This is a genomic window from Rhodococcus sp. CH91 (genome assembly GCF_022554085.1).
GTDB lineage: Bacteria > Actinomycetota > Actinomycetes > Mycobacteriales > Mycobacteriaceae > Rhodococcus.
In genome coordinates this window covers 241,912-255,122 of record NZ_JAKFYR010000002.1, presented here as the reverse complement: position 1 = coordinate 255,122, position 13,211 = coordinate 241,912, and the positions used below count along the sequence as shown (strand labels likewise).

At 68.4% G+C, this 13,211-nt stretch carries 13 protein-coding genes; 2 read left to right on the top strand and 11 right to left on the bottom strand.

The genetic code is table 11. The features are described from left to right. Positions 1–2 precede the first annotated feature (2 nt). From MOM01_RS04800 to dxr, 5 genes are all read right to left on the bottom strand, one after another. Positions 3–1,844, bottom strand: a complete 1,842-nt coding sequence (locus tag MOM01_RS04800) for a penicillin-binding transpeptidase domain-containing protein (protein WP_241384251.1) — start codon at positions 1,842–1,844, stop codon at positions 3–5. A gap of 33 nt (positions 1,845–1,877) precedes the next feature. Next, positions 1,878–2,714 (bottom strand): GNAT family N-acetyltransferase, encoded by an 837-nt coding sequence (locus tag MOM01_RS04795; RefSeq protein WP_241384250.1) that lies wholly within the window; start codon positions 2,712–2,714, stop codon positions 1,878–1,880. Positions 2,715–2,826: 112 nt separating this feature from the next. After that, positions 2,827–3,981 (bottom strand): flavodoxin-dependent (E)-4-hydroxy-3-methylbut-2-enyl-diphosphate synthase, encoded by a 1,155-nt coding sequence (ispG, locus tag MOM01_RS04790; protein WP_241384249.1) that lies wholly within the window; start codon positions 3,979–3,981, stop codon positions 2,827–2,829. Between the two features lie 45 nt (positions 3,982–4,026). Next, a complete protein-coding gene (locus MOM01_RS04785) occupies positions 4,027–5,244 on the bottom strand; it encodes a M50 family metallopeptidase (RefSeq protein WP_241384248.1) in 1,218 nt (405 codons plus the stop codon). Between the two features lie 15 nt (positions 5,245–5,259). Then, positions 5,260–6,411 carry a 1-deoxy-D-xylulose-5-phosphate reductoisomerase gene (dxr, locus tag MOM01_RS04780; RefSeq protein WP_241384247.1) on the bottom strand — a complete coding sequence of 384 codons (1,152 nt, stop codon included), beginning with the start codon at positions 6,409–6,411 and terminating at the stop codon, positions 5,260–5,262. Between the two features lie 152 nt (positions 6,412–6,563). On the opposite strand from dxr, the gene MOM01_RS04775 reads away from it, so the two are divergent. Continuing rightward, positions 6,564–6,812, top strand: a complete 249-nt coding sequence (locus tag MOM01_RS04775) for a DUF2631 domain-containing protein (protein ID WP_241384246.1) — start codon at positions 6,564–6,566, stop codon at positions 6,810–6,812. A gap of 65 nt (positions 6,813–6,877) precedes the next feature. Here the strand turns inward: MOM01_RS04775 and rlmN are convergent, their stop codons facing one another. Further along, complete coding sequence (gene rlmN / locus MOM01_RS04770) at positions 6,878–7,987, bottom strand: 23S rRNA (adenine(2503)-C(2))-methyltransferase RlmN (RefSeq protein WP_241384245.1); 1,110 nt, start codon at positions 7,985–7,987, stop codon at positions 6,878–6,880. 87 nt (positions 7,988–8,074) lie between these two features. Here rlmN and MOM01_RS04765 point away from each other — a divergent pair, with 87 nt between their 5' ends. Beyond that, a complete protein-coding gene (locus MOM01_RS04765) occupies positions 8,075–8,914 on the top strand; it encodes an HpcH/HpaI aldolase/citrate lyase family protein (RefSeq protein ID WP_241384244.1) in 840 nt (279 codons plus the stop codon). Positions 8,915–9,024: 110 nt separating this feature from the next. Here the strand turns inward: MOM01_RS04765 and MOM01_RS04760 are convergent, their stop codons facing one another. From MOM01_RS04760 to tsf, 5 genes are all read right to left on the bottom strand, one after another. Further along, positions 9,025–9,759 carry a class I SAM-dependent methyltransferase gene (locus tag MOM01_RS04760; protein WP_241384243.1) on the bottom strand — a complete coding sequence of 245 codons (735 nt, stop codon included), beginning with the start codon at positions 9,757–9,759 and terminating at the stop codon, positions 9,025–9,027. 20 nt (positions 9,760–9,779) lie between these two features. Further along, positions 9,780–10,754 carry a phosphatidate cytidylyltransferase gene (locus MOM01_RS04755; protein WP_241384242.1) on the bottom strand — a complete coding sequence of 325 codons (975 nt, stop codon included), beginning with the start codon at positions 10,752–10,754 and terminating at the stop codon, positions 9,780–9,782. 2 nt (positions 10,755–10,756) lie between these two features. After that, positions 10,757–11,314 (bottom strand): ribosome recycling factor, encoded by a 558-nt coding sequence (gene frr / locus MOM01_RS04750; protein WP_213931400.1) that lies wholly within the window; start codon positions 11,312–11,314, stop codon positions 10,757–10,759. 28 nt (positions 11,315–11,342) lie between these two features. After that, positions 11,343–12,071 carry a UMP kinase gene (gene pyrH / locus MOM01_RS04745; protein WP_241384241.1) on the bottom strand — a complete coding sequence of 243 codons (729 nt, stop codon included), beginning with the start codon at positions 12,069–12,071 and terminating at the stop codon, positions 11,343–11,345. A 193-nt stretch (positions 12,072–12,264) separates the two neighbouring features. Then, positions 12,265–13,089 (bottom strand): translation elongation factor Ts, encoded by an 825-nt coding sequence (gene tsf, locus MOM01_RS04740; RefSeq protein WP_241384240.1) that lies wholly within the window; start codon positions 13,087–13,089, stop codon positions 12,265–12,267. Between the last annotated feature and the right edge of the window lie 122 nt (positions 13,090–13,211).

Below are 13,211 nucleotides of genomic sequence, written 5' to 3'. Positions count from 1 at the left end.
ATCTACGTACCGTCGTTGTATTCGGGTGGCAGAGCGGCGAACATGTCGCGTGTGACCGCGACGGCGTTGTCCGAGCTGCCACCACGGACGACGAGCGTCGCGAACGCGAGGTCGCCGCGATAGCCGACGAACCACGAGTGCGACCCGCCCTCGACCTCGGCTTCACCGGTCTTGCCGTACACGTCCCCCTGATCGCGGATGCGATCGGCGGTACCGCTGGTGATCACCAAGCGCATCATCTCGCGCAGACCCTCCACCATCTCCGGCGTCACCGGCGGCGGCGAGCCCTTCACCACGGTCTCGCGGCCCGCGATGAGATAGGGCACCGGCGTGCGGCCCGCGGCGACCGTCGCGGCCATCAGGGCCATCCCGAAGGGGCTGACCACGACCTTGCCCTGGCCGAAACCGTCCTCGGTGCGTTCGACGAGATCGTCCGCCGGCGGGACCGACCCGGTGAACGACGGCATCCCCACCACCTCGTAGTCGACCCCGATCCCGAACTGCGACGCGGCGACCGTGAGCGAATCCGGGGCCATCTCCGAGGCGAGCTGGGCGAACGAGGTGTTGCAGGAACGAGCGAACGCCGTGGCCAGGGGGACGGTCCCGAGTGCGAACTCGTTGTAGTTGGGCACGCTGCGCTCCCCGATCGTGATGCGTCCGGGACACGGAACCATCGTGTGCGGAGTCGCGCGCCCTTCCGCGATCGCCGCGCCCGAGGTGACGATCTTGAAGGTCGAGCCGGGCGGATACTGGCCTGCCAGCGCAACCGGCCCATCCCGGTCCGCGGCCTTGTTCTGGGCGACGGCCAGCACGGCTCCCGTGGAGGCCTCGATCACGACCGTCATCGCCTGTTCGCTCCGCGCGTCGACGGCGGCCTGCGCCGCGAGCTGGATCGGGCGGTCGAGGCTGATCGAGAACGACGGGACCGGCTGGGGCGGCGTCTCGGTGAGCACTCCGGTATCCACGCCGTACTGGTTCACCACCACGACGCTCCACCCGGCGGTCCCGTCGACCTCGTCGATGACCGTCTTCTTGACCTGACCCACCAGATCCGGTGCGAAGCTGCGGTCCGTCGCGACGAGATCGGCCTGTTCCGTCACCACCACCCCGTCGATCCCGGCGAGACGATCCGCGACGAGTTCGTAGTCGTCCTCACGCAGACGCAACACCGCTCGCGGTCCGGTCGCGGCCGTCACGGATTCGGCGATCGCCTGCGCGGTCAGCGACGAGTCGAACCGTGACAGGGTCGACGCGAGTTCGCGTGCCGCCGTGGCCACGTCGCCACCGGCCGAGGCGTCGAACGCGATGCCGTAGATCGTGCCGGGTACCAGGATGTCGCTGCCCGCGTGCTCGTTGACGCGGGCCCGCGGCGCCGGACGGCTGCGCAACTGCATCGTCTGCCGTTCGCCGAGCTGGGGGTGCAGAGCGGACTTGGCCCACCGCACGAGCCAGTCGTCACCGCTGCGTCCCATGTTCAGCTCGCCCGTGTACTGCCACACCCGGTCCTTCGGCAGGTGCCACTCGTAGCTGTACCCCACCGTCGCGGAGTCGCCGCTGATCCGCGTGGATGTCGTGAGGGCGGTGAGCGATTCGGCCTGCAGCCCGTCCACGACCTCCTGCATCGCCACTGCCGCGTCGCCGGGACGGTCCGTTCGTGCGGCGGCCGCCTCCACATCCTGCGAGGCGAACAGTTCGAGGAACGCCCGAGCGGCGGCTTCGGGCCCCGCCGGGCGCGGTGTGCACGCGACCGCCAGACCGAGAGTCACGGCGACCGCCACCAACACCGCCACGATCCGGAGGGTGCGCGTACGCACGGGCGCCGGTGTCGAACTTCGAGGTCTCATCGCCCGTCATCGTAGGCAGAATCCGGCGAATTCTCAGTCCAGGAGCACCGTCGAGAAGGTCGCGACCTGACGGAATCCCGCGCGGGCGTACGCGCCACGCGCGCGGGCGTTGAAACTGTTGACGTAGAGACTCGGCAACCTGCCCGAGCGTGCGACCGCGACCGCGACGGCGGCAGTGCCGATCGTGCCGATGCCCGACCCGCGGCGCGAGGGATCCACCCACACACCCTGGATCTGTCCCACCGTCGACGACTGCGAACCGACCTCCGCCTTGAAGACGACCTGTCCGTCCTCGAATCGGGCCCACGCACGACGGGCCGCGATCAGGCTCGCGACGCGACGCCGGTAACCCGCGCCGCCGTCACCCGTCCTCGGGTCGATCCCGACCTCTTCGATGAACATGGACACGGCAGCCGGAAGATAGATGTCGAGCTCCTCGGGCCGTACGAGGCGCACGAGCGGATCCGGTTCGACGAGCGGTTCGCGGTCGAGGACGAGCAGAGGCTGCTCCGCTCGCACCTCACGCGGAGGACCCCACGTCGACTCGAGGCGCTCCCACATCGGCAGCGCGTACTCGGCGCGACCGACGATCGACGAGCACAAGCGCGGGCCTCGACTCGCCCGTTCGGCGAATGCCTGAATGTCCTCGGAGCTTCCGAGCAACGGGATGAGGTTGGCCCCGGAGAAGCACAGCGACGTCTCCGGCCCACCCCGGCTCCACATCTCGCCACCGACGGCGCGGCCGTCGATCCCGTACTCCTCCACCCGGCCGGCCACCATGCAGGAGGCCACCGGATCCCGGGCGAGCACCCGCAGCACCGCGGCGGTGTCACGTCCACCCAACGACCGGACACCCAGAAGCTTGAGCACTAGCTCACCACCCGTCGACAAGCCGATACGAGATCAGGGTGCCATGCCGTGCGCCTGCGTGGAAACCGGGCACCGGAAAGCACCGTCCTGCGCGTCCGACCGGCCCACGATCTCAGCCGACCGAGACTACGGGACCACCGCCCGCGGCGTCACCTTCCATCTCCTCCGCGATGCGCATCGCCTCCTCGATGAGGGTCTCCACGATCTGCGCTTCGGGCACGGTCTTGATGACCTTGCCCTTGACGAAGATCTGGCCCTTACCGTTCCCGGAGGCCACACCGAGGTCCGCCTCACGTGCCTCGCCGGGACCGTTGACGACGCATCCCATCACCGCGACCCGCAGCGGCACCTCCATGCCCTCGAGCCCGGCCGTGACCTCGTTCGCGAGCGAGTAGACGTCCACCTGGGCGCGTCCGCACGACGGGCAGGAGACGATCTCGAGCTTGCGGGGCCGCAGGTTCAGCGACTGCAGGATCTGCGTGCCGACCTTGATCTCCTCCGCAGGCGGCGCCGAGAGCGAGACACGGATCGTGTCGCCGATACCTTCGCTCAGCAGGGCACCGAACGCCACGGCCGACTTGATGGTGCCCTGGAAGGCGGGACCGGCCTCGGTGACACCGAGATGCAGCGGATAGTCGCACCGGGCGGCGAGCTGCCGGTAGGCCTCCACCATGACCACCGGATCGTTGTGCTTGACCGAGATCTTGATATCGCCGAAGCCGTGTTCCTCGAACAGGCTCGCCTCCCACAGCGCCGATTCGACGAGCGCTTCCGGGGTGGCCTTGCCGTACTTGGCGAGCAGCCGGGGATCGAGCGAACCGGCGTTGACACCGATCCGGATGGGGATCCCTGCGTCGCCGGCCGCCTTGGCGACCTCCTTGACGCGACCGTCGAACTCCTTGATGTTGCCCGGGTTGACGCGCACCGCGGCACACCCGGCGTCGATCGCCGCGAAGATGTAGCGGGGCTGGAAGTGGATGTCGGCGATCACCGGGATCTTGCTCTTCTTCGCGATGATCGGAAGCGCGTCGGCGTCCTCCTGGCGGGGACATGCCACGCGGACGATGTCGCATCCGGAGGCCGTCAGCTCCGCGATCTGCTGAAGGGTCGCATTGACGTCGTGGGTCTTCGTGGTGGTCATCGACTGCACCGAGACCGGGTGATCGCTACCGACACCGACACCGCCGACCATGAGCTGGCGGGTCTTGCGGCGGGGCGCGAGGACCGCAGGAACTTCGGGCATGCCCAATCCGACGGGGCTGGTCACAGTTCGCCTTCTTTCGTAGCTATCCGGCAAGTCTACCGGCGCAGGTCAGAACAGCTGGATGGGGTTGATGATGTCCGCGGTGAGGGTGAGCACCATGAACGCGCCACCGATGACCACCGCCACGTAGGTCAGCGGCAGCAGTTTCATGTAGTCCACGGGCGGGCCCATCGGCAGCCCACGCAGGCTGCGCACCCAGTTGCGGACCCGTTCGTAGACGGCGACGGCCATGTGCCCACCGTCGAGCGGAAGCAGCGGGAGGAGATTGAACGCACCGAGGAAGAAGTTCAGCTGTGCGAGCAGCAGCACGAACGACTCCCAGATGCCGCGCTCGGCGAACTGACCACCGATGACGCTGGCCCCGACGATGCTGACCGGGGTGTCGACCGAACGCTCGCCGCCGGTGACCGCCGTCCACAGGTCGGCGACCTTGCTCGGCAGGCTCACGAGGGCCTCGGCGGTGCGCACCGCGAGATATCCGGTGAACTCGAAGGTCGCGGGAATCGCCGTCAGCGGCGTGTACTCGATGATGCCCGGCTCTCCGCCGACACCGATCGCCCCGACCGTGCGGGAGACGGGTTCGGCATCGGCCGAGTCGCTCTCGTACACCCAGCGCTGCACCTGCTCGATGGTGACGGGCAGCGTGAGGGTCGCGTCCCCGCGTTCGACGGTGAACGGCACCGTGCCCGACAGGGCTTGCGTGGTCCGCACCAGATCCGCGAAGGTCTCGACGGGTTGTCCGTCCACCGCGACGATCACGTCGCCCGGCTCGATACCGGCCTGCTCCGCAGGCCCCGGCCCCGTGCAGTCGGCGGGAGCGTAGTCGGGCGGGCCCGCTTGCGTCGGTGCCGCGCAGCCGACGGTGCCCACCACCGCGCGGTTGTCGGTGTTGGGCAGGCCGGCGCTCGCAGCGAGCCCGTAGATCAGGACGATGCCGAGCAGGAAGTTCATCGCGATGCCGCCGGACATCACGACCAGGCGCTTCCACGTCTTCTGCTTGTACATCGCGCGGTCGACCTCGTCGGGCGCGAGTTCGTCCAGGGCCGTCATACCCGCGATGTCGCAGAATCCTCCGGCCGGGATCGCCTTGAGTCCGTATTCCGTCTCGCCGCGACGGAAGGCGAACACGCGCGGGCCGAAACCGATGTAGTAGCGGCGGACCTTCATGCCCAGCTTCTGCGCCGTCCACATGTGGCCGGCCTCGTGCAAGGCGATCGAGATGGCGATGCCGAGGGCGAACACCACCACGCCCAGTGCGAACATCATGAGTGGCCGATCCTCCTATACGAGTGTGCGCGCCCGGTCGCGGGCCCAGCCGTCGGCGGCGAGCACGTCGTCCACGGTACTGGGTTCGGCGGACCACTCGTGCGCGTCGTTCAGCACCGCCTCGACGGTCTGCACGATCCGCGGGAACGAGAGGGTTCCGGCGAGGAACGCCTCCGCAGCGATCTCGTTGGCGGCGTTGTAGACCGCCGTGAGGCAGCCACCTCCGAGACCGGCCTGCCGGGCGAGCCGCACGGCCGGGAACACCTCGTCGTCGAGCGGTTCGAACTCCCAGGTCGACGCGGTGGAGAAGTCGAGTGCGGGCGCGGCATGCGGGACTCGGTGCGGCCAGCCGAGGGCAAGGGCGATCGGCAGCTTCATCGACGGGGGCGACGCCTGGGCCAGCGTCGAACCGTCGACGAAGGTCACCATCGAGTGGACGATCGACTGCGGGTGCACCGTCACGTCGATCCGCTCGTACCCGACTCCGAAGAGCAGATGTGTCTCGATGAGTTCGAGGCCCTTGTTGACGAGGGTCGCGGAATTCAGGGTGTTCATCGGCCCCATGGACCAGGTGGGATGTGCGCCGGCCTGTTCCGGGGTCACCGATTCGAGGCGGTCCGCGGTCCAGCCGCGGAACGGCCCGCCCGAGGCGGTGAGCACCAGCCGGGCCACCTCGTCACCGCTACCGCCGCGCAGGCACTGCGCGAGCGCGGAATGCTCGGAGTCGACGGGGACGATCTGCCCCGGTGCCGCCGCCGCGGTCACCAGCGATCCGCCCGCGACGAGCGATTCCTTGTTCGCCAGCGCGAGCCTGGCGCCGGTACCGAGGGCCGCCAGTGTCGGTTCGAGCCCGAGGGAACCGACGAGCGCGTTGAGCACGACGTCGGCCTCCACCTCGCGAACGAGATCGGTGACAGCCTGCGGACCGCTGCGGACCGGCAGCTCGAGACGTGCGGCGGCGGCCGGATCGGCGACCGCTACCTCGCGTACGCCGGTCGCGCGGATCTGCTCGGCCAGCAGGTCCGTCTTGCCGCCGCCCGCGGCCAGCCCGACGACCTCGAAGTCGTCCGGATTGGCGGCGATCACGTCGAGCGCCTGGGTACCGATGGAACCGGTGCTGCCGAGCAGTAACACACGGGTACGGGAGGAGGATCGTCTGTCGGCCACGGGAGCATTGTTCCTGACGGACCTGAAGAGTTCCTGAACCGCCCGGTCGCCCGGCTTCCGGAGAGGACTCACGCACGCCCCCGCTTCGTACGACAGGGGGTCGTATGTCACGATGAACACTACAAGCAGCGTCTGGTGAGCAGGAGGAAACGGTGGCCGGTACCGAGTTGCAGTCCACTCATAACGATCTGGCGGCGGAAGTGCCGTCGGCCGAGTGGGGTTGGAGCGGGGAAGCTCCCAAGTTCTTCCGAGTCATGGCCTTCGTCGCCGCGGCGTTCCTGCTGCTGATGCTCATCGGCAATCATGAGGGCCATGTCGAGAGCGTGTACCTGATCGGCTTCGCCGCGGTGCTGGTGTTCATCGTCGTGCGCGATGCCCTGCGTCGCCGCCGAGCGCGCTAGGACCACCTACGTTCGAAGCCCGTCCGGGCATGTCCGGACGGGCTTCGTCGTGTCTTCGGTGCCTGTCAGGCTTCCGCGGCGAGCTGCCCGCAGGCGGCGGCGATCTCCTGACCCCGCGTGTCGCGCACCGTGCACGACACACCCTGGGCCTGCACACGCCGGACGAATTCGCGTTCCACGTCCTTGGGGCTGGCATCCCACTCGCTGCCCGGTGTCGGGTTGAGCGGGATGAGGTTCACGTGCACGAGCGAGCCGAGCGCCTTGTGCAGCTTCTTCCCGAGCATGTCCGCGCGCCACGGCTGGTCGTTGACGTCGCGGATCAGGGCGTACTCGATGGACACGCGACGACCGGTCTTGTCGGCGTAGTACCGCGCAGCGTCGAGGACTTCCTTCACCGACCAGCGGTTGTTGACCGGTACGAGGGTGTCGCGCAGTTCGTCGTCGGGTGTGTGGAGGGACACCGCCAGGGTGACGCTCAGGCCCTCGTCGGCGAGTTTCCGGATGGCGGGCGCGAGGCCGACGGTCGAGACGGTCACCGAGCGCTGCGACAGACCCAGCCCCTCGGGAGCGGGCGAGGTGATGCGCCGCACCGCCGCGACCACACGCTTGTAGTTGGCCAGTGGCTCGCCCATGCCCATGAACACGACGTTCGACAGGCGGCCGGGCCCGCCGGCGACATCGCCGTCCCGAAGGGCCGCCGCGGCCGCACGGACCTGGTCGACGATCTCGGCGGTGGTCAGGTTACGGTCGAGACCGCCCTGGCCGGTCGCGCAGAACGGGCATGCCATACCGCAGCCGGCCTGGCTGGAGATGCACAGGGTGGCGCGGTCCGGATACCGCATGAGCACACTTTCGAGCAGGGTGCCGTCGTGGGCGCGCCACAGCGTCTTCCGGGTCTCTCCCCCGTCGCACGCGATGTGCTTGACCGCGGTGAGCAGAGGCGGGAACAGCGCCTCCCCGACCTTGTCGCGAACCGAGGCCGGCAGGTCGGTCATCTTCGCCGGATCCGCTTCGAGCCGTCCGTAGTACTGGCGGGCGAGCTGGTCGGCGCGGAAGGCGGGCAGCCCCAGCTCACGCACCGCGTCCCGACGCTGATCGGAGTCGAGGTCGGCGAGGTGCCGCGGAGGCATACCGCGCTTGGGCGCGTCGAAGACGAGGGGCAGGGAAGAAGCCATAATCACCCATTCTCCCATGACCGGGGACCGACCGGTCCGGACACCGCTGTGATGCTCACCCCCTCGCGACGGCCGGGATGCGGGAATATGGAGGGCATGGCCCGTCTCGTCGCTCCCGAAGTGGCACGGTCGTGGTTGCTGGTGCCCGGCCGCTCCCCCGACCTCTTCGACGCCGCCGCGCGGTCCCAGGCCGATGCGATCGTCCTCGATCTCGAGGACGCCGTGCCGGGCGCAGCCAAGCCCACCGCACGCGAGGACATCGTCGCGTGGCTCCGCAGCGGCGGGGAGGCGTGGGTGCGCATCAACGACGCCACGACTCCGTTCTGGTCCGACGATCTCGCCGCGCTCGCGGGGTTGCCCGGCCTGCGCGGTGTCATGCTCGCGAAGGCCGAGAGCGGTCATCAGGTCGAGGCCACCGCGAGAGGGTTACCCGAGGGCACCCGCATCCTCGTGTTGATCGAATCCGCGACGGGGCTCGAGGCCGCTCCCGAGATCGCCCGAGCGGAAGGCACCTTCCGGCTGGTCTTCGGCAGCGGCGACTTCCGGCGCGACACCGGGATGAACGACACACCGCTGGCGATGGGATACGCACGGTCGCGGCTGGTGATCACGAGCCGGGCCGCCCGCCTTCCCGGGCCGATCGACGGCCCCACCCTCAGTGACGACCCGGACGTGCTGAAGTTCGAAGCCGATCTCACCCGCTCGATGGGGATGACCGGCAAATTGTGCATGACTGCGGAACGCGCATCCTACGCGAATGTGGCGTTGAGCCCCGACAGCACGGATGTGGAGTGGGCCGAGGGTGTGATCGTCAGACTCGGCGAGGACGGCCGGAACGTCCGCGACGGCAGTGATCTGCCGAACCTCGCGAAGGCGAAGAAGATCACCGAGCTCGCGAGGATGTTCGGTATCGGACGATCGCACTAGCCCGGCCGGAATCGCCACCCCGGTTCGCCGCCGGCTCAGCCGCCCCGGTTCGCCGCCGGCTCAGCCGCCCCGGTTCGCCGCCGGCTCAGCCGCCCCGGTTCGCCGCCGGCTCAGCGGAATTCGAATCCCCTCGGCTTGCGGCGCACGTGCAGGCGGTAGCGGACCGTCAGTGTCGTGCCCGGAGTCTCCCTGATCGCTCGTGCCGCAGTCTCGGGTGCGAACTCGATCCCGAGTACACCTTCCAGTGTCCCGCGATCGGGGAACTCCCACAGCGTGTCGATCCTGCGCAGCTCGAAACCCTGTGCCTCGAAGAACGCTTCGACCGCTGCGGGATCGTAGTGCGGGAGGTCCGCCCGCATCCATCTTCCGTAGGGGTGAGCGGTGGCGTCGAGATCGACGACGGCGAGCACACCGCCGGGACGCAGCACGCGCATCGCCTCGAGGATGCCTGCTCCGCAGCCCGGTCCGAAGAAGTAGGCGGTGCGGGCATGGACGAGATCCGCGGAGGCATCGGGAATCGGCATCCCCGATGCGGAACCTCGGAGGACCGTCACCGACGGCAGATCGCGCACCCGGCTCCGCGCCGCGGCGACCAGCGGTGGGTGCGGTTCGACGCCGGTCACGGTGTGGGCGTCGACGGCGAACATCGGCAGGTGGAATCCGGCCCCGCAGCCGACGTCCACGACATCGCGCCCCGCCCAGTCCACGGTCTCCCGCAGTGCGGCGTGAACGGCGCCGTGGACGTCCTGCGCGCGGTTCTCCTGTTCGTAGATCTCCGGCCAGTGCCAGATGTTGGGGCTGGCGATCACCCCGTTCCCGGTCTCCCGGCCGACTGTTCGCCCCATCGATGACCGCACCGTCGGCGCTAGACGAAGGCGGTCAGGATGAGCCAGGTGACGAAGGCGGACGGCAGGATCGAGTCGAGCCGGTCCATGATTCCCCCGTGACCGGGCAGCAAAGTGCCCATGTCCTTGATCCCGAGGTCGCGTTTGACCTGTGATTCGATCAGGTCGCCTGCGGTCGCGGTCGTCACGAGGACCGCCCCGAGGAGAACGCCGACCCACCACGGAGCGCCGAGCAGCAGGGTGACCGTGAGCACTCCGGCGACGATGCAGGCCACGAGTGAACCGGCGAAGCCCTCCCAGGACTTCTTCGGGCTGATCGCGGGCACCATCGGATGCCGGCCGAACAGCACACCGGCCGCATAGCCGCCGATGTCCGAAGCGACCGTCACGATCATCAGGCAGAACACGCGCTGCGCGCCCTGGTCCTCGAGGACCATGAGGGTCGCGAAGGACGCGAGCAGCGGCAGCCAGCCTGCGACGAAGACTGCCACGGCGGTGTCGCGCAGGTAATTGCGTGGCTGGGCGGTGAGTCCGTGGTCGAACAGGCGCCACAGCATCGTCACCACGACCGTGCCCGCGAACGCGCCGAGCACACCGGTCGTTCCGTAGGGCCAGCCGAGCCAGATCATCGCCTGGCCACCGGCGATCAGCGGCACCCGAGGGACGAGCACGTCCGCTTCCCGGAGTCGCTTCGTGACCTCCCAGGTCGCGATGCCGATCGCAGCGGCGACCACGGCGAGCCATGCGGTCGGCGCGAACAACAGGATGCCGATGACGAGCGCACCCAGGCCGCCGCCCACCGCGATGGCGGCCGGAAGGTCCCGTCCGGCCCGCGACGGCTTCTTCACCGGCGCGGCGCCGGCTGCCGGTGTGCCGTTCGCCGGTACTGCAGATACAGCACCGGCCGTCGAGGCCGGGTCTGCAGGGGTGGCACCGGGTGCGGTTCCGGTACCGAGTGGAAGCTGCGGGCCGGAGGACCCGTCGGCTCTACCCACCGTCAGACCTCCATCAGTTCGGCTTCCTTGTGCTTGATCAGCTCGTCGATCTGACCGACGTACTTCGCGGTCGTCTTGTCGAGTTCCTTCTCGGCGCGGTTCACGTCGTCCTCGCCGGCCTCGCCGTCCTTCTGGATACGGCCGAGTTCCTCCATCGCCTTGCGACGGACGTTGCGGACCGCCACCTTGGCGTCTTCACCCTTGGCCTTGGCCTGCTTGACGAGTTCGCGGCGACGTTCCTCGGTGAGCTGCGGGACGGAGATGCGGATGATGTTGCCGTCGTTGCTCGGGTTGACACCGAGATCGGAATTGCGGATCGCGGTCTCGATCGCATTGAGCTGCGAAGCCTCGTAGGGCTTCACGATGACCATGCGGGCCTCGGGAACGTTGATGCTGGCGATCTGCGTGATCGGGGTGGGCGCGCCGTAGTAGTCGACCACGATCCGGTTGAACATACCCGGGTTCGCGCGACCCGTCCGGATACCGCCCAGATCGTCCCGGGCCACCGTGACGGCCTTCTCCATCTTCTCTTCGGCTTCGAAGAGGGCTTCATCGATCACGGCAATTCCTCCATGTTCCGTTGTCCGTTCATGACCGTACGAGTGTTCCGATCTTCTCACCGGCGATGGCACGAGCGATATTGCCCTTGGTCAGCAGATTGAAGACCATGATGGGCATGGAGTTGTCCATGCACAGGCTGAAGGCGGTCGCGTCGGCGACCTTGAGGCCCTGTTCGATGACTTCGCGATGCGTGATCTCCTCGAACAGGACGGCATCGGGATTGATCCGCGGGTCGTCGGAGTAGACACCGTCCACGGCCTTCGCCATGAGGACGACCTCCGCGCCGATCTCGAGGGCGCGCTGCGCCGCGGTGGTGTCGGTGGAGAAGTAGGGCATGCCCATGCCGGCACCGAAGATCACCACCCGCCCCTTCTCGAGATGACGACGCGCACGCAGGGGCAGATAGGGTTCGGCGACCTGCCCCATGGTGATCGCGGTCTGCACGCGGGTGTCGATTCCTTGCTTCTCCAGGAAGTCCTGCAGCGCAAGCGAGTTCATGACGGTGCCGAGCATGCCCATGTAGTCCGAGCGGGCGCGTTCGAGGCCGCGCTGCTGCAGTTCGGCGCCCCGGAAGAAGTTGCCTCCACCGATCACGACCGCGACTTCGGCGCCACCGCGCACGACCTCGGCGATCTGCTCGGCCACGGTCGTCACCACGTCCGGGTCGAGTCCGACCTTGCCTCCGCCGAACATCTCGCCGCCGAGCTTGAGCAGTACCCGGCGGAATCCGGGCCGATCGTGGGCGTGGTCGGACATGACTCTCCTCTGGTTGCGCATGAATCGGCCCTTATCATCCTGCCTCATCCGCCCGTGGGATCCGAGACCGGGCAGATCGACACGCCACGCCTGTCACCGTGCGGACACGGTCGCCTCCGGGCCGCGAGGCAGGGTGGCCCGACACACCTCGACCCCGCCGGTGGACAACCGACGGGGTCGAGGAGTGGAAGAACTAGCTGGCGCCGACCTCGAAACGCACGAAGCGGACGACGTTCGCTCCGGCCTCGTCGAGGATGGCCTTGACGGTCTTCTTCGAGTCCGTCACCGACGGCTGCTCGAGAAGGACGACGTCCTTGAAGTAACCGTTGACCCGGCCTTCGACGATCTTCGGCAGAGCCTGCTCCGGCTTGCCCTCGGCCTTGGCGGTCTCCTCGGCGATACGACGCTCGTTGGCGACGATGTCCTCGGGCACCTCGTCGCGGGTGACGTACTTGGCCTTCAGAGCAGCGATCTGCATCGCGGCAGCGCGAGCGGCCTCGGCAGCGGCGTCGCCCTCACCGGTGTACTCGACGAGCACACCGACCGACGGCGGCAGGTCGGAAGCACGCTTGTGCAGGTAGACGGCGGTCTGACCGTCGAAAGCCGCGACGCGACGCAGCTCGAGCTTCTCGCCGATCTTCGCGGACAGTTCCTGCACGAGGGCATCGACGGTCTTGCCGTCGACCTCGACGGCCTTGAGCGCGTCGACGTCGGCCGGACGAGCCTGGGCGGCAGCGGTGACGACCTTGTCGGCCAGAGCCTTGAACTCGTCGTTCTTCGCGACGAAGTCGGTCTCGGAGTTCAGCTCGACCAGCACGCCGTCCTTGGCCACGACGAGGCCCTCGGCGGTGGAGCGCTCGGCACGCTTGCCCACATCCTTGGCACCCTTGATGCGCAGCTGCTCGACAGCCTTGTCGAAGTCGCCGTCGTTGTCGGCGAGCGCGTTCTTGCAGTCCAGCATTCCGGAGCCGGTGAGCTCACGGAGACGCTTGACGTCGGCGGCGGTGTAGTTCGCCATGGAAGCGAGCCTCCTGTGTCGGTGGTGGAAAAGTCTCGGGGCGCAGCCCGGCACCCGGATGGGCTCGGGCTGCGATGCGACGGCCCCGACCATGATCTTTCGATCGAGCGGTCGGGGCCGGG